Source organism: Methylococcus sp. S1M (assembly GCF_051295855.1).
GTDB lineage: Bacteria > Pseudomonadota > Gammaproteobacteria > Methylococcales > Methylococcaceae > Methylococcus > Methylococcus capsulatus.
The window spans coordinates 24,289-43,776 of record NZ_JBPDXO010000004.1 but is presented as its reverse complement, the minus strand read 5'-3'; the positions used below and the strand labels follow the sequence as shown (position 1 = coordinate 43,776).

Below are 19,488 nucleotides of genomic sequence, written 5' to 3'. Positions count from 1 at the left end.
GTGCGGGTATTGGTGAGCGATGCCTCGATTCTGATTGAGCTGGCGAAATGGTCCCTCCTCGAGGCGCTCTTCAAGCTGCCGTTTGAGTTCGCGGTACCCGACGCCCTGTACGAAGACGAGCTCATCGATCTCGGTGAGATCGATCGGGAGCAGCTCAAGGGGTTGGGCCTGCGGGTCGAGTCCCTGGATGCGGAAGGCATGGCCCAGGCCGTCTCCTATCAGACGGCCCAACCCAAGCTCACCCTCCACGACTGCCTTGCCGTCACCCTGGCCGTGACGAACGACTGGCCGTTGCTGACGGGTGACAAGCGCATGCGTGCCCTCGCCGACGAAGAGCACCTCGAGGTGCACGGCGTCTTGTGGGTCATCGACCGGTTTGCCGAGCACCGCATCGTGCGCAAGCCCACGCTCGCCAAGGCGCTGCGCGGCATGCTGGACGACCCGCGGACACGGCTGCCGAATGCCGAGATCAACAAGCGGCTCGCCCTCTTCACCGCGAAGCAAGATTGAGCGGCCGGCTCTGACGCCCGGAAAGGATTCTTCGTCACATGGGAGAACAAGAACGAATGAATGATGCTGAAAATCTGGCCAAGCTGCTCGGGCACCTGAAGCCCGAGCGGCTCCAGTCCTTCATGGCGGAGGAGTTCGGGCTCGTCATGCCGGAACTCGAAAAGAAGAAGACCAAGACGGAACATCGCCAGGTCATGGAGGCCGTGCTGGCCGCCTTGCCCGTACTGGAGCGGCAGAGGATCGAGGAGGTCGCCGAGAAGATCATCCTGTTGACTGACGGTGCGGGTCAGGACGTCGTCGAGGGGTTCCGGGACGGCAGCCCATAAAAGACAAAGGCCGCTGATTCGCTACGCGGGTTCAGCGGCCGAGACCTCGATAGGTTCAAAGCCGATAGGCAGTGAACTCAGCGTAAGAGTCTATCCCAAGCGGCATTTTTGTCAAGCCTGCTTTGGCTTGACTCAAAGCCGGGCCTATCTGCCCGCCTGGCGCCAAACCGCCGCACCAAACACCGCTCCCGAACATGCCCTAGCGAGGATGACTCACGAACAGAATAGGTGGCCTCGATGACCGGGACGACCCAAATCATGACCGAAGCCGACACCTGCCGCGAGTTCGTCACGCCCCGCCTCGTCGAGGCAGGATGGGGCACGGCTCCGCACGCCATCGGCGAGCAGCGCAGCTTCACCAATGGCCGCATCATCGTGGCCGGTGGTAAGGTCCGTCGCGGCAAGCAGAAACGTGCCGATTACCTGTTGTATTACCGCCGTGACTATCCCCTCGCCGTGGTCGAAGCCAAGGAAATCGGCCTGCCTGCCGAAAACGGGGTGCAGCAGGCGCGCGAGTACGCGGAGATCCTGGGGCTCAAGTTTGCCTATGCCACCAACGGCCACCGCATCATCGAAATCGACTACACCACCGGCACCGAGCATGAGGTAGATCGCTACGCGACGCCCGACGAGCTGTTTGACCGCCTGACTGCCGCAGCGCAGCTGCCCCCGCAGGCCACATCACACCTGCTGGAGCCATTCAACCTGGTCTCGGGCAAGGTGCCACGCTACTACCAACAGATCGCCATCCATCGAGTGATCGAGGCGATCCTGCTCGGGCAGAAGCGCATCCTTGCCACCCTGGCCACGGGCACCGGCAAGACCTGCGTGGCGTTTCAGGTGTGCTGGAAGCTGTGGAGCAGCCGCTGGAACCGCGAAGGCGCTTACCGCCGGCCAAAGATCCTTTTCCTGGCCGACCGCAACATCCTGGTCGACGACCCGATGGCCAAGATGTTTGCGCCCTTTGGCGATGCCCGGCACAAGATTGCAGGCGGCGACGTGAGCCAGAGCCGGGACATGTACTTCGGCATCTACCAGGCGCTTTCCACCGCCAGCACTGACGTCTTTCGCCAGTACCGCCCGGATTTCTTTGACCTGATCATCATCGACGAGTGTCACCGTGGCTCCAGCCGTGATGAAAGCGCCTGGCGTGCCGTGCTGGACTACTTCGAGCCTGCCGTGCAGTTCGGCATGACCGCCACGCCCTTGCGCGAGGAAGCCCGCGACAGCTACGAATACTTCGGCAACCCGGTCTATACCTACAGCCTGCGCCAAGGCATCGAGGACGGATTTCTGGCCCCCTATCGCGTCCACCGCGTCATCACCACTGTCGATGCCGCAGGTTGGCGGCCGAGCAAGGACGAACTGGATCGCTACGGCCGGGAAGTGCCTGACGACGAATACCAGACCAAGGACTTCGAGCGTGTGGTGGCCCTGCGCGCCCGCACCCGGGCGATGGCGCGACACCTGACGGACTTTCTCAAGGGCACCGACCGTTTCGCCAAGACGCTGGTGTTCTGCGTCGATCAGGAACACGCTGCCGAGATGCGCCAAGAATTGCTCAACCTTAACAGCGATCTCGCCAAGCAGTACCCCGACCACGTCTGCCGCGTCACCGCCGATGAAGGCGCCATCGGCCTGACCCACCTGTCGCACTTTCAGGACGTGGACAAACCCACGCCGGTCATCCTCACCACCTCCCAGTTGCTGACCACCGGCGTCGATGCCGAGATGGTCAAGAACGTGGTGCTCGCACGTGTCGTCGGCTCCCGAGCCGAGTTCAAGCAGATCGTCGGTCGGGGTACGCGGCTCAAGGTCGATTACGGCAAGGAATACTTCAACATCATCGACTTCACCGGCACAGCCACGCGCCACTTTGCCGATCCCGATTTTGACGGCGATCCGGCGCGGATCGAAGAAGTGACCGTGGATGAAGCTGGCGAACAGGTTGCCATCACCGAGGCGGAAGCTGAAATGCCGCAGGAAGATACGGCGGTGGAGTACGCGCTTTCCGAGGAGCAGATCGGGCCAGACACCGGCATCCTCATCAATGAACCACCGCCCGAGCCGCGCAAGTTCTACATCGACGGCGGCGAAGTCGAGGTCATCGGTCACCTGGTCTACGACCTCGACACCGACGGCAAGAAACTGCAGGTGGTCAAGTACACCGAATACTCCGGCCGCGCCGTGCGCACCCTGTACCCGACGCGCGAGGCCTTGCAGTCGGCCTGGGCCAATCCCGACACCCGCGCCGAGGTGCTGCGCGAACTGACCGAACGCGGCATCAGTTTCGAGGAGTTGGCCTCCAGCAGCGAACAGCCCGATGCCGATCCATTCGACCTGCTCTGCCATCTGGCCTGGAACGCACCGCTGCTCACCCGCCGTCAGCGTGCCGAGGCGGCCAAGCGGCAGACTCAGGACCTGTTCGCCCAGTACGGCGAGACGGCGCGCGAAATCCTCTCGCTGCTGCTTGACCGCTACGTCGAGCGCGGCATCCTGCAATTCAATGCGCTGTCCGAGTTGATGAAAGTGCAACCCTTCGACCGCTACGGCACGCCTTCCGAAATCGCCACCCGTCACTTTGGCGGCCTGCGCGGCATGAAGGATGCCGTCTCCCGACTGCAGACGGCGCTCTACCAATAACGAGAATCCGACCCGATGGCCAAAGCCACTACAAACTCCGAAAAGAAGCCCCGCGCGCCACGCAAAGCCAAGACGCCGCTCACCACCCGTGAAAACCTGTCCGCGCTGATCGGCAGTGCCCGCAAGATTCTGCGCAAGGACAAGGGCCTCAACGGCGATGTGGACCGCCTGCCGCTGCTCACCTGGGTGATGTTCCTCAAGTTCCTCGACGACCTTGAAAGGGTGCACGAGGAAGAAGCCGAACTCGACGGCAAGCCCTACCGGCCGATCATCGAGGCCCCTTACCGCTGGCGCGACTGGGCCGCCCGCGAGGATGGCCTCACCGGCGACGAATTGCTGGCGTTCATCAGCCAGGAAATCACCGTGCGCGCCGATGGCAGCACAGGCAAGGGTCTGTTCGCCTACTTGCGCGGTCTGGCGGGCGAAGGCGAGAAAGGCAGCCAGCGCGAAGTCATCGCCAACGTGTTCAAGGGCGTGCAGAACCGCATGGTCAGCGGCTACCTGCTGCGCGACATCATCAATAAGATCAACGGCATCCATTTCAGCGCCAGCGAGGAAATCCACACCCTCTCGCACCTGTACGAGTCAATGCTGCGCGAAATGCGCGATGCGGCGGGCGATGCCGGCGAGTTCTACACACCGCGCCCGGTGGTGCGCTTCATGGTGCAGGTCACCGATCCGCGCCTGGGTGAAACCGTGCTCGACCCCGCCTGCGGCACTGGCGGCTTTCTGGTCGAGGCCTATGACCACCTCGCGCCGCAAGTCACCACGCCGGATCAGCGCCGCACCCTGCAGCGCGACAGCCTATTTGGCCAGGAAGCCAAGCCGCTGCCCTACATGCTGGCCCAGATGAATCTGCTGCTGCATGGGCTGGAAGCACCGCAGATCGCCTATGGCAACACGCTCGAGCGCCGGATCAACGAGATCGGCCATGGCGAGCGGGTGGACGTCATCCTCACCAACCCGCCCTTCGGCGGCGAGGAAGAGGCCGGCATCAAGGCCAACTTCCCGCCCAATATGCAAACGGCGGAAACCGCCTTGCTGTTCCTGCAGTACATCATGCGCAAGCTGCGCGTGGCCGGCGCGCTGATACCCGGCGGCAAACCAGCCGAGCGCGGTGGCCGCGCCGCCGTGGTCGTGCCCAACGGCACCCTGTTTGGCGACGGCATCAGCGCGGTCATCAAGGAGGAACTGCTCAAGGAGTTCAATCTCCACACCATCGTGCGCCTGCCGCAGGGCGTGTTCGCGCCCTACACCGACATCCCGGCCAACCTGCTGTTCTTCGAGCGCGGCGGCCCGACCGACACCATCTGGTACTACGAACTGCCCTTGCCCGAAGGGCGCAAGAAGTACAGCAAGACCGCACCGCTACAGTTCGAGGAATTCGCGCCGGTGCTGGCCTGGTGGAACAACCGGGAGGAAGGCCCGCAGGCCTGGAAGGTGGATTTCGCGGCCAAACGCGCTGCCGCCATCGAAGCCGCCACGCCGCACTGGCAGCGGGCTAAAGCCGAGCGCAGCGCGGCACTTGCGCTTGGCAAGCCCATCCGCGAGCTGGAGCAGGCCGTGCAAAACGCCGCCAACGGCGACAAGGCCACCTTGCAGGACAAGCTGCGTGCCTTGAAAACCGAGCAACAGGCGCGCGAGCAGGCCGCCAAGGCGGCCCAGGCCGAGGGCGATGCCCTCTACTGGCCCATCTACAACCTGGACCTGAAAAACCCCCATGCCAAGGCCGGGCTGGAACACGCCGACCCGAAGGAGCTCATCGCCTCGATGCGGAGCCACGAGGCCGAGGTGATGCGCCTGCTTGCCGAGATCGAAGCCTTGGTAAACGAGGTGCAGGCATGACGGAACGTACCCCACCAGCCATTTCGGACCTAGCCGACTATGCCGCCGTCCACGCCGACATCGTTGCGCTGCTGGAAGCCGCACGCCGTGCCGCCGCGCGCAGCGTCAATGTGGTGATGACGGGGACTTACTGGGCGATTGGACGGCGCATCGTCGAAGGCGAACAAGGCGGGCAGGCGCGGGCGGCCTATGGCGAAGCCTTGATCAAGCGGCTTGGCGCTGATTTGAGTCGCCAGTTCGGGCGCGGCTTTGGCTGGCGCAATCTGGCCCAGATGCGCGCCTTCTATCTTGCCTGGCCTGCCGACCAGATTTTGCAGAGATCATCTGCAAAATCACCCGCTCTCCAGATTCTGCAGGGGCCGTCTGCAAAATCTCCTGCCGAGGCAATTCGCCCGATGGTGTCTGGCGAATCTCTCGACCTGTCCACCCTGGCCCAGGCCTTCCCCCTGCCCTGGTCGGCCTATGTCCGCCTGCTCTCGGTCAAGAACCCGCAGGCCCGCGCCTTCTACGAAGCCGAGGCGCTGCGCGGCGGCTGGACCATTGCCCAACTCAACCGCCAGATCAGCAGCCAGTTCTACGAGCGCACCGCCCTGTCCACCAACAAGGCCGCCATGCTGGAAAAGGGCGAGGTGGCCGAACCCGGCGATGAGATTACCCCCGAGCAGGCCATCAAAGACCCCTTCGTACTGGAGTTCCTCGGCCTCAAGGACGAGTATTCCGAATCCGACCTCGAAGACGCGCTGCTCCAGCACCTCGCCGACTTCCTGCTGGAACTGGGCGACGACTTCGCCTTCGTCGGCCGCCAGCGGCGGCTGCGCATCGACGACAGTTGGTTCCGCGTCGATCTGCTGTTCTTCCACCGCCGCTTGAAATGCCTGCTGGTCATCGACCTCAAGGTCGGCAAGTTCGGCTACGCCGACGCCGGCCAGATGCACCTCTACCTCAACTACGCCCGCGAGCACTGGATGAAGCCGGGCGAAAACCCGCCCGTGGGCCTGATCCTGTGCGCCGAGAAGGGCGCGGCCGAAGCCCATTATGCGTTGGAAGGACTGCCCAACAAGGTGCTCGCCGCCGAATACCAGACCGTGCTCCCCGATGAAAAGCTGCTGGCCGAGGAACTCGACAAGACGCGACGGGAGCTGGAAGCGCGGCGGATCGCGCGCGGCGGCGATGCGGAGGGCGGCAAATGAAGGCGTGGCCTGTTGTTCCCCTTCGGTCGGTGCTTCGCACATACATTGACGCCGTGCCGAGTAATCAGCTCGACACCGTGAATCTCGCTGGCGTGTATGGCTTCGGACGAGGATTGTTTCAACGCGGTCCCATCTCGCCATTGGATACGACTTACAAATCCTTCCACCGTTTGAACGCTGGTGACTTCGTCATTAGCTCACCCAAAGCCTGGGAAGGTGCAGTTGCCCGAATCCCGGAGGAGTTTGATGGCTGGTTTCTGTCATCTGTATTCCCGACTTTTCGAGCGAATTCGGAAGCGCTCGATACGCGTTTTCTTGACTGGTACTGCAAGCGCGATGCTGTCTGGCGGCAGCTTCAAGGAAAGGCGAAGGGAATGGGCGCGCGGCGCGAATCCGTCAGTCCGGATCAATTCCTCAGCCTTGAAATCCCCCTTCCGCCGCTGCCCGAACAACAAGCCCTCGTCGCCCGCCTCGACGCGCTGGCCGAGAAAACCCGGCAGGTGGAGGCGCATCTGGAGGCCGCCGAGCGCGATGCCGAGCGCTTGCTCAGAGCATACATCTTTCACCCTCCGGGTGAGCAGCCGGCGAAGCGACCGATGTCAGAATTGGTCTCACAACGTCAGCCAGATGTGATAGTGGATCGAACGGCTCAATACCGTTTTGCTGGCGTGTATTCGTTCGGGCGTGGCGTATTCCCAAGCGTCGTCAAGACAGGTAGTGAGTTTGCCTACGAACGGCTGTCGACTGTCCGGGCTGGTGACTTCACATATCCCAAGTTGATGGCTTGGGAAGGTGCCTTGGGTGTCGTGCCGCCGGAGTGCGACGGAATGGTGGTCTCTCCAGAATTCCCGGTGTTTTCCATCAACACTGACGAAGTTCTGCCTGAGCTGCTGGATATCTACTTCCGCACGCCTGAGGTCTGGCCTGAGCTGGCCGAACTTAGCGGCGGCACCAACGTCCGCCGTCGCCGCCTACAACCTTCGGCATTTCTGACCTACGAAATACCTGTTCCGTCGATGGCAACGCAACTGAAGTTGCGCGAGGTATTCAGACGCACACAAGCCCTCAAGGCCAAGCACGCCGCCATTCGCCAGGCCAACGCTGCGCTGTTGCCCGCCACGCTGGAGCGAATCTTTGCCACTTGATCCCAACGAGGTTTCCCCATGAAACTGCGTCGCCTGCATATTCACAATGTCCGCTCGATCATCGATGCCGATATCGAAGTCCACGACTACACGATGATCGTGGGCGCGAACAACGCGGGCAAGAGCAATGTGCTAGCGGCACTGCGGCTGTTTTACGACGACATCAAGTGGTCGGCCGACGATGCGCCCAAGGCCGGTCAGAGCCAAGATGACGAAAGCTGGGTCGAACTCAGGTTCGAACTTTCCGAAGGCGAATGGGCATCGCTGGCCGACAAATACAAGGAAGGCGCCACGGATCGTCTGCTGACAGTGCGCCGCTACTTTGTCTCCAAGGATCGTGTCAAGGCCAATCAGAGCAATATCTACGGTCGCGTCAAAGGAGAGCTGGCCGACGAACAGTTTTACGGTGCCAAGAACGTCGGTTCGGCAAAAGTCGGTCGGGTGATCTACATACCGGCGCTTACCACCGCCAGCGACCAGATGAAGACGACTGGGCCTTCGCCTTTGCGCGACATGCTCAACTTCATGCTCAAGCGCGCGGTTTCAGAAAGTGCCGCTTACAAGGACGTCGCACAGGCTCTCGGAGCCCTCAATGACGAGGCGCAGGGAAGCGACGGCTTTCTCAACAAGATTGTGCAGCCGATCAACAAGGCCATTGATGAATGGGGCATCCGCTTTCAGATGTCCATCACTCCGCTGTCCCCCGAAGACATCACGAAGAATCTGGTCAAGCATGCCTTTGCCGATGCGATGCTGGGTGATGCCGCGTTCGCACTGGATCGTTACGGCCACGGCTTCCAGCGTTCGTTTCTATACGAACTGATCAAGCTCGCGCCGTCGTTTGCCGACGGGAAGAAGGCTGACAAGAAGGAGTTCGACCCCGAATTCACGCTGATTCTCTTCGAGGAGCCGGAAGCGTTTCTGCACCCGGCGCAGCAGGAGAACATGGCCTATCACCTGCGCCGTTTGGGATCGGGCGAGGGGCAGCAGGTGATCCTTACGAGTCACTCGCCGATCTTCGTCGGCAAAGGGGCTGATGATCTATGCCAGATCGTGCGGGCGCGAAGAATCGAGGGAAAGACAGTTCTCGGCCAGTTGGAGCGAGAGGAATGTGCGAGCATTTTCGCCGATGGACAGGCGCTCAGGGCATGCCTTCAAGCGTTTGTTGACGATTCTTCGATTCCCGACCAGGACAAAAAGGACGCAAGAGAAATGCTCAACTCCGCGGATGCCAACGAGGACATTGCCGCCCAGGAGGAGCGGTTTCGATACCAACTCTGGCTGGACTCCGATCGTGCGGCGATGTTCTTTGCCGACCGCGTGCTACTGGTGGAAGGCGCGACCGAAAAAGCGCTCTTCAGCTGGCTTCTGGCACGAGACTGGCACGAACTGACCCGTCACCGTATTGCCATCGTCGATGTGCTTGGCAAGTACAACTTTCACCGCTACATGGCATTGCTGGACCGTTTTGGCATCCCCTATGGGCTCATCCTCGACGACGACGGTGACAAGAAACACCACAAAGCCGTCAACGAGTTGTTGCGTCACCGGCACGGCCCGCATCGTCTGGCGGCCCCCGTATTCGTTCCCACGCACATGGAAGCGTTTCTCGGCCTCAATCTCCCCGGGCGCGCCGATGTCAAGCCGGTGCAAGTCATGAAAGCGTTGGAAACGGGCTCTCTTTTACCCAAGAAACTGAATGCTCTGAGAAACAAGTTTTGCGAGGCGCTTGCACTTCCGCAGGGTTCTCCGTGATATCTATGAGCACCCCTCAACAGGTACGTTTCAGGGTCCAGCTTACCGACCTCAACTGCATAACCTCGCTCCGGGGGGCAGCCGTCTATGACTACCTCCGATTCGATCGCCAACAGCCCGGCTATCTATGGAACAGGAGCGTGTGGGCTTTTGCTGGTTGTGCGATCGACCGGCGCGTTTTCCCGCGGGAGCCCCAGTGGCCCCGCCCCCTCGCTCGTAAGCTCGGGAGCCGCTTTTCCGCTGGGTAAACCACCCGCCACCCATCACCCAAGGCCAACCCTTGTCGGTTGGCCTTGGCCGAGGCGCTGTCGCGATGTCCCGTTTGCCCGAGGATCCCAGCGCCCGCCTGCGACGGACGCACCTGATCCTCGTAGCCGCCGGGCCACTCTCCTTCATCCTCTACCTGTACGACATCGTCGCTTCCTGCATGGCCCGACGCATCACTTGGCGGGGTATCGTTTGCGAGAGGGTATATCCATCGGGATCAAGGCAATCGGACCGTCGAGTCCGGCAGGGCGCCCCTTCCGGTCCGATCGAGCCCGCCCGTTTCAAAACGGCACGTCGTCGTCGAACCCTTCGTCGAACTGGCTGCTTCCGGCACCGCTCCCGCCGGTACTGCCACCGCCATGACCGCCACCCGAACTGCGCGGCCGGGAGCCGCCCCCCGCCGGCGGCGCATCCCAGTCGGGTTCGCCCACGCCCATGCCGCCGCCCATCCCTCCCCCGGCACGGTCGAGCATCTGCATCTCATTACCGATGATTTCCGTGGCATAGCGGTCCTGGCCGGTGTTCTTGTCCTGCCATTTGCGGGTCCGGAGGCTGCCTTCAATATAGACCTTGCTGCCTTTCTTGAGATATTCGCCGGCGATTTCCGCCAGCCGGCGGTACAACACCACGCTGTGCCATTCGGTACGCTCCTGGGTCTGACCGGTCTGTTGATCTTTCCAGGACTCGCTAGTGGCAATGCGCAGATTGGCGACCGCGCCACCGTTCGGCATGTAACGCACTTCCGGATCTGCGCCCAGATTGCCGATGAGTATGACTTTGTTGACGCCTCGACTGGCCATGCTTGATTCTCCGTTGGATACCTTGTGCGGGCGGCTAGGCGCCCGCCGTTTCGTTGAGCAGTGCTTCGAGTCGGCTCCGGTCCAGCCGCTCGCGTTCGACCTTGAGATAGGCCACCCCCTCGTCGGGAACGACCACGGCGTCGGCAATGCCGGGAACGCCACGCAGCCGGGCTGAAAGATCGGCCGCCGCAGAGGCGCTGATTTCGCCGAGATTGACCATGAGGCTGCTCAGATGCCGCGGCTTCTGCATGCCGAAGGCCACCGCCAGCCACAGCAGGGCGATGCCGGCGCAGAACAGGAACACGGCCGGAATGCCATGATGCCCCTGAATCCAGCCCGCGCCGGCACCACCCACGAAGGCTCCGAGAAACTGGGTGGTGGAATAAACCCCCATGGCCGTTCCCTTAAGATCGGCCGGCGCCACTTTGGAAACCATCGAAGGCAAGGTGGCTTCCAGCAGGTTGAAGGCGGTGAAGAACAGGTAAAGCAGCAGGCCGATACCCAGCGTCGTCGGAGTGAAGCCGGCGAGGCTCACATCAACGGCGGCGGTCAGCAGGATGAAAGAGAGGAACACCGGTTTCATCTGCCGCTTCTTCTCGGCCACGATCACGAAGGGCACCATGCTGACCATCGACAGCACGAACACCGGCAAATAGATTTTCCAGTGCTCCGGCGTATCCATATGCAGTTCGTCGCGCAGGACCAGCGGCAGGACCACGAAGGTCGCGGTCAGAATGGCGTGCAAGGCGAAGATGCCGAAATCCAGACGCACCAGTTCGGGATTGGTCAGCACGCTGGAAAAACGCGCGGGCTGAGCCTCGGTGTCGCGGTGAAAACGGACCCGCTGCGGTGTCGGAACGACGGAATAAAGGACGGCGATGCCGAGCAGAGCCAAGCCGGCCACGCTCCAGAAGATGCCCCTGACGCCGATCCATCCGGACAGCACCGGCCCCGCCACCATCGAAAATGCGAACGAAATCCCGATGCTGACACCGATCAGCGCCATCGCCTTGGTGCGGTGCTCCTCCTGGGTGAGGTCGGCGGCCAGCGCCATGATGACCCCGGCGACGGCACCCGCCCCCTGCAGGGCGCGGCCCGCAACAATGCCGTAGATCGAATCGGCCACCGCCGCCATGACGCTGCCGCCCGCGAACATCAGGAGACCGATGACGATGAGCGGTTTACGCCCGAAGCGGTCCGACCAAATGCCGAAGGGAATCTGGAACACCGCCTGGGTCAGGCCATAAGCGCTGATGGCCAAACCGATCAGGACCGGTGTCGCACCGGGCAGGTCTCGCGCATAAATCGAGAACACCGGCAGGATCATGAACAAACCCAGCATGCGGAACATGTAGATCGCCGCAAGCGAAGTGGCGGCCCGGATTTCGGTGCGGGTCATCGGGCTGTCGATATCGATGGTGTGGCGCACGAGTTGCGTCTCCTTGAGGGGCGCTTCCAAACTTCCAATGGTACCAGCTTCACCGTCCCCTGGGCGTCCCTGCCGGCGGACTTCGGCACCTACATCAGAACTCCTTTCACCGCATCGAGCGGTGCCGGGACCTCGGCTTCGCCGAGCTGCTGCCGGAGGTCGATCTCGATGGTGCGGCACAAGGCCGACATGGGAGTGTCGTTGACATGATTCTCGAACGGATCGCGCAGTTCCGAGCCCAGCCGCTCGATGGTGACGAACACGAAAGCCAGCAGCGTCTCCATGATGATGGCCACTGCGTCGAAGCGCTGGTCGGTCTGGATCAGACTGAAAGGGATCAGGCTGGCGACCAGCCAGACGAAGGCATGCGTGTGAAACCGGAAACGATCGGGGAAGGCGGTGCGTTTGATGCGCTCGCAGCCGCCCTGGACGTCATAGAACAGATTGAGAGAGTCGTCAATCTGCAGCAGGATTTGCTGCTCGGCCCAGTCGCTGCCGACGATTTCGGCGAGCCTTTGAGCCTGGCGTTGGATCAACTGTGTCGGCACATTGCGCGCATGCTGCAGGCGTTCGATTTCATCGTCACCGAGCCAGTCCTTCAAGATCCGCCAGCCTTCCTCACCCACGCTGCCGCCCGAGCGCAAGCCGATGCGCAAAGCATTGGCGTAGGCGATCTGCCGGTGTATCAACTCCCGGTGCAGCGCCGTCGCCTGCGCTTCGTCGGCGAGTGCCGCGATACGCTTGGGCGTCAGCAGGGTCGTCACTTGGCGGCCGAACGACCGGCTCACGTTGACCAGTTGTCCCCACAGCCGCCGCGCCTCCCACCAGCGCTCGTAACACTGATTGATCTGGAATCCGAGGAAGATCGACATGCCGGTGATCAAAACACTCACCGGCAACATGGGGAGCGCCGTGTGTTCCAGGTGGGTGTACTCGTAGATGAACTCCGCCAGGAGCGACAACGCCAGGAAATAGAGCAGAGCGGGCCAGTCGCTGCGCAAAGCCCGCCACAGGGTGGTGCCGCTTCGAATGATCATGACGGTCTCCTGGCTCGGGAAAGGCACCGGTGAGAGGGTCGATCCAGACTGACCGCCCCAAAAAACAGGCTTCCGTCTGCCCGCAACGGCAGCCCCTTGTCCCTCCGCCGGCAGCCGGCCCGCTGGACTGCCGCCCTTGAACCGGGCGTCAGCGCCTGGGCATCGATGCCCAAGAACTCAGGAGTGGATTCGTTCCCAACGGCATGGCGGGGATGCGGATTCAGTTCGCCCATGACCTTCCTCCGGGGAGGCGCGCAGCGCCGGATCGGATGTCGCGATGGTACACCAAGTTCCGGACGTCTGTCTGGCGGCCCCGGCCGGCTCCGGGGAGCCATTGCGCCGCTTTGCCAAAGCGTCACCAAAACCCTTATATTCAGGCGTTTGACCACGCGGCGAGCGCATGGACCTCATCAGCATCCGGGGCGCCAGAACCCACAATCTCAAGAACATCGACCTCGATCTTCCCCGCGACAAGCTGATCGTGATCACGGGGCTGTCGGGCTCGGGCAAGTCCTCGCTGGCCTTCGATACGATCTACGCGGAAGGCCAGCGGCGCTACGTGGAATCGCTGTCGGCCTATGCCCGCCAGTTCTTGTCGATGATGGAAAAGCCGGACGTCGACCACATCGAGGGGCTGTCGCCGGCGATCTCCATCGAGCAGAAATCGACCTCGCACAATCCGCGCTCCACCGTCGGCACCATCACCGAGATTTACGACTACCTGCGCCTGTTGTTCGCGCGCGCCGGGATTCCACGCTGCCCGGAACACGGGGTCTCGCTGGAGGCACAGACCATCAGCCAGATGGTGGACCACATCCTGGCCCAGCCGGAAGGATCACGCTGGATGCTGCTGGCGCCGGTGGTGAGCGAACGTAAAGGCGAGCACGTGCAGGTGCTGGAAGATCTGCGCGGGCGCGGCTTCATCCGGGCGCGGATCGACGGCTCGGTGTACGAACTGGACGAACCGCCCAAGCTCGATCTGCGCAAGAAGCACAGCATCGAGGTGATCGTGGACCGCTTCAAGGTGCGCGCCGATCTGGCGCAGCGCATGGCCGAGTCGTTCGAGACCGCGCTCAAACTGGCCGATGGCATCGCCATCGCGGCTTCCATGGACGACGAATCCCGGGAAATCGTCTATTCGGACAAATACGCCTGCCCGCACTGCGGCTATTCGCTGAGCGAACTCGAACCACGGATCTTCTCGTTCAACAACCCGCGCGGTGCCTGCCCCGAGTGCGACGGCCTGGGCGTCAAGCAGTATTTCGATCCCGCCCTGATCGTCCACAATCCGGAACTGAGCCTGGCCGGCGGCGCGGTGCGTGGCTGGGACCGCCGTAACGCCTATTACTACGGCATGATCCAGTCGCTGGCCGAGCACTACGGCTTCGATCCGGAGGAGCCGTTTTCCGGTCTGCCCCCGCATGTGCGGAAGGTGATCCTCCACGGCAGCGGCAGCGAGGTGATTCCGTTCAAGGTGCTGTCGCCGAAGGGAACCGTCCTGGTGCAGCGCTACACCTTCGAAGGCGTGATCCCGGTGATGGAGCGGCGCTACCGCGAGACCGATTCCACCCTGGTGCGCGAAGAGCTGGCCAAGTACCTGTCGAGCAAGCCCTGTCCCGCCTGTGAAGGCACCCGTCTCAATCGGGGCGCCCGCCACGTCTTCATCAGCGACACCAACTTGCCGGACCTGACCCATTTGCCGGTCCGGCGCGTGCTGGAGTTCTTCGACGGGCTCGAGATGGGCGGCCGGCGCGGCGAGGTGGCGGCCAAGATCGTCAAGGAGATCCGCGCCCGGCTCCAGTTCCTCATCAATGTCGGTCTGGACTACCTCAGCCTGGACCGCAGCGCCGATACGCTCTCCGGCGGCGAAGCCCAGCGCATCCGCCTGGCCAGCCAGGTCGGCGCCGGTCTGGTCGGTGTCATGTACGTGCTGGACGAGCCCTCCATCGGCCTGCACCAGCGCGACAACCAAAGGTTGCTGGACACGCTGATCCGGCTGCGCGACATCGGCAACACCGTGATCGTGGTCGAACACGACGAGGACGCGATCCGCCTGGCCGACCACGTGGTCGACATCGGTCCCGGCGCCGGCGTGCACGGCGGCCAGGTCATCGCCCAGGGCACGCCGGAAGACGTGATGGCCACGCCGGAGTCGCTCACCGGCCAGTATCTCTCCGGCCAACGCCGGATCGCCTTGCCGGCTCGGCGCAACCCGCCCGATCCCGAACGCCGGCTGACGGTGCGCGGCGCCAGCGCCAACAACCTCAAATCGCTCGACGTGTCGATCCCGGTCGGACTGCTGGTCTGCGTCACCGGCGTGTCGGGCTCGGGCAAGTCCACCCTGGTCAATGACACCCTCTATCCCGCCGCCGCCCGCGAACTCAACGGCGCCTCGCTGACGCCCGCAGCCTGTTCCGGGATAGAAGGACTGGAACACTTCGACAAAGTGGTGGACATCGATCAGAGCCCGATCGGCCGCACGCCCCGCTCCAATCCGGCCACCTACACCGGATTGTTCACCCCCATCCGCGAGCTGTTCGCGGCGACCCCGGAGGCGCGCGCGCGCGGCTACACCCCTGGCCGTTTCAGCTTCAACGTCAAGGGCGGGCGCTGCGAAGCCTGCGCGGGCGATGGCGTCATCAAGGTGGAAATGCACTTCCTGCCCGACGTGTTCGTGCACTGTGACGTCTGCAAGGGCCAGCGCTACAACCGCGAAACCCTGGACATCCGCTTCAAGGGCAAGACCATCCACGAAGTGCTGGAGATGACCGTGGAAGAGGCGGCCGGCTTCTTCTCCGCCATCCCGGCGGTGGCGCGCAAGCTCCAGATGCTGATGGAAGTCGGTCTCTCCTACGTCACCCTCGGCCAGAACGCCGTCACCCTCTCCGGCGGCGAAGCCCAGCGCGTCAAGCTGGCCCGCGAGCTGTCCCGGCGCGACACCGGCAAGACCCTCTACATCCTCGACGAACCCACCACCGGCCTGCATTTCCACGACATCCAGCAGCTCCTCAACGTCCTGCACGAACTGCGCGACCGCGGCAACACCGTCATCGTCATCGAGCACAACCTGGACGTCATCAAGACCGCCGACTGGATCATCGACCTCGGCCCCGAAGGCGGCGAAGGCGGCGGACGCCTGGTGGCGGAAGGCACGCCGGAACAGGTCGCGGCGAATCCGGATTCGCATACCGGGAGGTTTTTGGCGCCGTTGTTGGAGCGGGGGCGCTGAGTGGAATGGAGTGCTGTACTATACAGAATCTCTCTAATTAGCGATTCTGTTTAGTAACAAGTTAAATTTCCAGAATATTAGGAGGCTACATGGATTTGGAAACGTTCATCAAAGAAGCGCTTCTCCAGATATATCGTGGAGTCGAGAATGCAAACGAAGCACTTAATGCTGTTCGTAGCAAGAAAGGCAGCACTAAGCTCCCAAGCAAGCAAGGAAGGCAGCACTGAGTTCCCAAAAATGTTTTTGCTATCACCAGGCGCGGATCGCGAAAAGGGGAACGGCGTGTTTTTTGATATTGCTGTTGCAGTAAAAGCAGACAAAAATGCTGGTGCCGGCGCGAAAGCTTCAATTCTCTCCGTAGTGGAGATTGAAGTAGGCGGCAAACAGACATCAACGTCGGAGCAAACCTCAAGAATCACCTTTGCCATCAATATAAATCAATGGCACGGTTAATCATGCAATCTAACTCATTACGGTCAATTTGCCGCAGCGCTACGGCGACGACCCATTGGACCGCGGGACCGGTTGTCACGCGAGGCGGTGAGGCGGGTGCGTTCGCGTCACCCGTTTTCGAATCGAGGCCTGGTTGGTACTGCCGGATCACCTGCATTGCGTGGGGAACCTGCCACCCGATGACGGCGATTTCAGCAGGCGATGGCGATTGATCAAGAGCGGCCTCTCGCGTGCATTGCCCAAGACCGAACGCCGGTCGGATAGCCGCAAAGCCGCCGGGGAGCGCGGAATCTGGCAGCGTCATTAGTGGGAGCATTTGATCCGAGACGATGCCGACTATCAACGGCATGGGGATGATGTGCACGTGAATCCGCTGAAACATGGCGACGTCCTGCGTATACGGGATCGGTCCTATTCCACCTTTCCCCGGTACGTCGCGATGGGAACTTATCCGGCAGACCGGTGCGGCGACATATCGGACCTACGCGCACTGACGGCGGCGCAGGCCGGGCATGGCCAAGAACGCCGCCCGGGCGTTTACCCGCATGGGGTCGCCCCATCTCTACCTGAAGCGCTACGCATCGATGGGCTGACGGGCGAGGTGCGTCCGGAATCCGCCCCCACGGGCGCATCCGGACGGGAATCGCCACGGTAAACAAGGGTCTGCGGTACCCTTTTCACCCATTTTCAAGGCCTGATTGTCGCCGGGATGTGTTTTTGCCGGCCAAACCGGGTTCGTTCAGAGGTTCCCCAACGCTTCTTTCATGGCTCTTGGCAATCGGCGAAGGTATCATGGCGTCATGCCAGCTCGTAAAGCCTTCGCAATAGGCGACGCATTGTGAAGCCATCCCCCGCCAATTCAAGAACCCGCCTGAGCGCCACGGTCGACCTCCAGGCCCAGCGCCTGCGCCGGGCCGAGCGCGAGCGCCGCGGGGTGCTGGCGCAGACGGCCTATCTCGGCACGCTGGGGCTGGTGTTCATGTTGCCGCTGGTGGCGGGGGCCTATCTGGGACGATGGCTGGACCAGCACAGCGCGGGCTACTCGATCCGCTGGACCCTGAGCCTGTTGTTCCTCGGCCTGGTCGTCGGCGCCTGGAACGCCTGGCAGCTGATCAAACGGCATGATGATTGAACGGCGATGGAACAAATCGATTTTTTCGCCCGAGTCCTCGGCCACCTCGGCCCGGTGACGGTCAGTGACAGCCTCCTCACTTCCGTGCTGGTCGCGGGCCTGCTCTCGGCGGCTTCGGCGGTCCTGACCCGACGCCGAACGGCGCTGCCGGACCGCGTCCAGGTGGTACTGGAGGGCATCGTGTCGGCTTGCGAAAACGCGGTCCGCGACGTGATCCCGACCGCCTACCGCGAGGTGACGCCGTTCATCATGAGCCTGTGGCTGTTCCTGGCAACGGCCAATCTGATCAGCCTCGTCCCCGGCTTCGACTCGCCGACGCGCGATCTGTCGGTGACTTCCGCGCTGGCAGTGCTGGTGTTCTTCTCCGTGCACTGGTTCGGCATCCGCCAACAGGGCTTGTCCGCCTACCTGAAGCACTACTTGACGCCCAACCCCGTCCTGCTGCCCTTCCATCTGATCGGCGAGATCACCCGCACGCTGGCGCTGGCGATCCGGCTGTTCGGCAACATGATGAGCATGGAGCTGATCGGGCTGCTGCTCCTGATCATCGGCGGGCTGTTCGTGCCGGTGCCGGTCCTGCTCCTGCACGTCGTCGAGGGCTTGGTGCAGGCGTATATTTTCGGCATTCTGGCACTGGTCTACATCGCCGGCGGCATACAGTCCGGCCCGCAACAGGAGAACCATTCCCCATGAACGACATGTCCGGGTTCGTCAGTCTCTCCACCGTGGCCGCGGTGGCCGGCATCGCCGTAGCGGTGATGATGCCTGCGCTCGCCATGGGCCGCGCCATTGCCACGGCCTTGGAGGCCCTCGCGCGCCAGCCGGAGGCGGAAAAGTCCATCATGCGCACGCTGTTCATCGGACTGGCGATGATCGAGTCGCTGGCCATCTATGCACTGGTCATCGTACTGATCGTGCTGTTCCGCAATCCGCTGATCGAATACCTCGGCCGCTGACCGTGGATCTGAACCCTTCCACCTTCGTTCTGGAAATCGTCAACTTTCTGGTCCTGGTGTGGCTGCTCAAGCGTTTTCTGTACCAGCCGGTGAGCGCGGCCATCGAGGAACGGCGCCGGCAGATCGCCCGGACGATGACCGAGGCACGCGATACCCAGACGGCGGCGGAGACCTTGCGGATGCAGTACGAGTCGCGACTGGCCGACTGGGAAAGCGAAAAACGGCAGGCGCGCGAAGCTTTCAAACAGGAGATCGAGGCGGAACGCCAGCGCGCCCTGGACGAGCTGGAAAAGGCGCTGGATGCCGAACGGGAAAAAGCCCGGGTACTGATCGAGCGCCAGCGCCGCGACATGGAATCGGACCTCGAGCGCCAGGCCCTGCGTCTGAGCCGGCAGTTCGCCAGCCGTTTCCTTGAGCGGCTGGCCGGGCCGGAGATGGAAGCCGCCCTGCTCCGGATGTTCGGCGAGGACCTCGCCGCCATGAGTCCGGAACAATGGCAGGCGCTGACCCGCGCACTGGAGGAACAGGAGCATCCCGAGGCCGAAATCGCCAGCGCATTTCCCTTGAAGCCGGAATCCTGCGCCGAGCTGACGGAGATGATCGAAGCCCGCACCGGCCGGGCCGTCGCCTGGCGTTTCCGCGAGGACCCGGCCCTCATTTGCGGCATCCGGCTGCGGGCGGGCCATCGGGTGCTCGCAGCCAACGTCGGCGAGGAACTGAAGTTTTTCGCGGACGGTGCGGAGAACTCCCTCGGCGGCGGGTGACCCCCGG

General features: G+C 62.6%; 17 protein-coding genes. 13 read left to right on the top strand and 4 right to left on the bottom strand.

The features are described from left to right. The 7 genes from ACSHWJ_RS08650 (at nucleotide 1) to ACSHWJ_RS08620 (ending at nucleotide 9,414) form a co-directional block, all read left to right on the top strand. Nucleotides 1-510, top strand: coding sequence for a hypothetical protein (locus tag ACSHWJ_RS08650; protein ID WP_218798295.1), 510 nt, complete (start codon nucleotides 1-3; stop codon nucleotides 508-510). Between the two features lie 56 nt (nucleotides 511-566). Beyond that, complete coding sequence (locus ACSHWJ_RS08645; protein WP_218798296.1) at nucleotides 567-836, top strand: hypothetical protein; 270 nt, start codon at nucleotides 567-569, stop codon at nucleotides 834-836. Nucleotides 837-1,094: 258 nt separating this feature from the next. After that, nucleotides 1,095-3,479, top strand: coding sequence for an EcoAI/FtnUII family type I restriction enzme subunit R (gene hsdR, locus ACSHWJ_RS08640; protein WP_218798462.1), 2,385 nt, complete (start codon nucleotides 1,095-1,097; stop codon nucleotides 3,477-3,479). 15 nt (nucleotides 3,480-3,494) lie between these two features. After that, nucleotides 3,495-5,324: an HsdM family class I SAM-dependent methyltransferase gene (locus ACSHWJ_RS08635; protein WP_218798297.1), complete on the top strand. Its 1,830-nt coding sequence runs from the start codon at nucleotides 3,495-3,497 to the stop codon at nucleotides 5,322-5,324. Further along, nucleotides 5,321-6,514, top strand: a complete 1,194-nt coding sequence (locus ACSHWJ_RS08630; RefSeq protein WP_218798298.1) for a PDDEXK nuclease domain-containing protein — start codon at nucleotides 5,321-5,323, stop codon at nucleotides 6,512-6,514. The genes ACSHWJ_RS08635 and ACSHWJ_RS08630 overlap by 4 nt, the downstream gene beginning before the upstream one ends. Continuing rightward, nucleotides 6,511-7,659 carry a restriction endonuclease subunit S gene (locus tag ACSHWJ_RS08625; RefSeq protein WP_218798299.1) on the top strand — a complete coding sequence of 383 codons (1,149 nt, stop codon included), beginning with the start codon at nucleotides 6,511-6,513 and terminating at the stop codon, nucleotides 7,657-7,659. The genes ACSHWJ_RS08630 and ACSHWJ_RS08625 overlap by 4 nt, the downstream gene beginning before the upstream one ends. Before the next feature lie 18 nt (nucleotides 7,660-7,677). Then, nucleotides 7,678-9,414 (top strand): ATP-dependent nuclease, encoded by a 1,737-nt coding sequence (locus ACSHWJ_RS08620; RefSeq protein WP_218798300.1) that lies wholly within the window; start codon nucleotides 7,678-7,680, stop codon nucleotides 9,412-9,414. 548 nt (nucleotides 9,415-9,962) lie between these two features. On the opposite strand, the gene ssb is transcribed toward ACSHWJ_RS08620, so the two are convergent. From ssb to ACSHWJ_RS08605, 3 genes are all read right to left on the bottom strand, one after another. Then, on the bottom strand, nucleotides 9,963-10,481 hold the full coding sequence (gene ssb, locus ACSHWJ_RS08615; RefSeq protein ID WP_010961902.1) for a single-stranded DNA-binding protein: 519 nt from the start codon (nucleotides 10,479-10,481) through the stop codon (nucleotides 9,963-9,965). Between the two features lie 34 nt (nucleotides 10,482-10,515). Next, entirely contained in the window at nucleotides 10,516-11,880 is a 1,365-nt protein-coding gene (locus tag ACSHWJ_RS08610; protein WP_432539723.1) for an MFS transporter, read from the bottom strand. A gap of 119 nt (nucleotides 11,881-11,999) precedes the next feature. Next, nucleotides 12,000-12,947 carry a bestrophin family protein gene (locus ACSHWJ_RS08605; RefSeq protein ID WP_017364640.1) on the bottom strand — a complete coding sequence of 316 codons (948 nt, stop codon included), beginning with the start codon at nucleotides 12,945-12,947 and terminating at the stop codon, nucleotides 12,000-12,002. Nucleotides 12,948-13,347: 400 nt separating this feature from the next. Here ACSHWJ_RS08605 and uvrA point away from each other — a divergent pair, with 400 nt between their 5' ends. Both uvrA and ACSHWJ_RS08595 read left to right on the top strand, forming a co-directional pair. Further along, nucleotides 13,348-16,176, top strand: coding sequence for an excinuclease ABC subunit UvrA (gene uvrA, locus ACSHWJ_RS08600; RefSeq protein WP_432539712.1), 2,829 nt, complete (start codon nucleotides 13,348-13,350; stop codon nucleotides 16,174-16,176). Nucleotides 16,177-16,323: 147 nt separating this feature from the next. Beyond that, nucleotides 16,324-16,629, top strand: a complete 306-nt coding sequence (locus ACSHWJ_RS08595; protein ID WP_218798302.1) for a hypothetical protein — start codon at nucleotides 16,324-16,326, stop codon at nucleotides 16,627-16,629. On the opposite strand, the gene ACSHWJ_RS08590 is transcribed toward ACSHWJ_RS08595, so the two are convergent. Beyond that, the gene (locus ACSHWJ_RS08590; protein WP_218798303.1) at nucleotides 16,604-17,011 is read right to left on the bottom strand and encodes a hypothetical protein; all 408 of its coding nucleotides are present in this window, start codon (nucleotides 17,009-17,011) and stop codon (nucleotides 16,604-16,606) included. The two genes, ACSHWJ_RS08595 and ACSHWJ_RS08590, sit on opposite strands and share 26 nt — an antisense overlap. Before the next feature lie 456 nt (nucleotides 17,012-17,467). On the opposite strand from ACSHWJ_RS08590, the gene ACSHWJ_RS08585 reads away from it, so the two are divergent. Genes ACSHWJ_RS08585 through ACSHWJ_RS08570 form a run of 4 tightly spaced genes read left to right on the top strand, consistent with a single transcriptional unit; the run spans nucleotide 17,468 to nucleotide 19,481 of the window. Continuing rightward, nucleotides 17,468-17,761, top strand: coding sequence for an AtpZ/AtpI family protein (locus ACSHWJ_RS08585; protein ID WP_010961909.1), 294 nt, complete (start codon nucleotides 17,468-17,470; stop codon nucleotides 17,759-17,761). Nucleotides 17,762-17,767: 6 nt separating this feature from the next. Further along, a complete protein-coding gene (locus tag ACSHWJ_RS08580) occupies nucleotides 17,768-18,454 on the top strand; it encodes a F0F1 ATP synthase subunit A (RefSeq protein ID WP_010961910.1) in 687 nt (228 codons plus the stop codon). Next, nucleotides 18,451-18,717: an ATP synthase F0 subunit C gene (gene atpE / locus ACSHWJ_RS08575; RefSeq protein WP_010961911.1), complete on the top strand. Its 267-nt coding sequence runs from the start codon at nucleotides 18,451-18,453 to the stop codon at nucleotides 18,715-18,717. Before ACSHWJ_RS08580 ends, atpE begins: the two co-directional genes overlap by 4 nt. A 2-nt stretch (nucleotides 18,718-18,719) precedes the next feature. Further along, entirely contained in the window at nucleotides 18,720-19,481 is a 762-nt protein-coding gene (locus tag ACSHWJ_RS08570; protein ID WP_218798304.1) for a F0F1 ATP synthase subunit delta, read from the top strand. The last annotated feature ends 7 nt before the right edge of the window (nucleotides 19,482-19,488 follow it).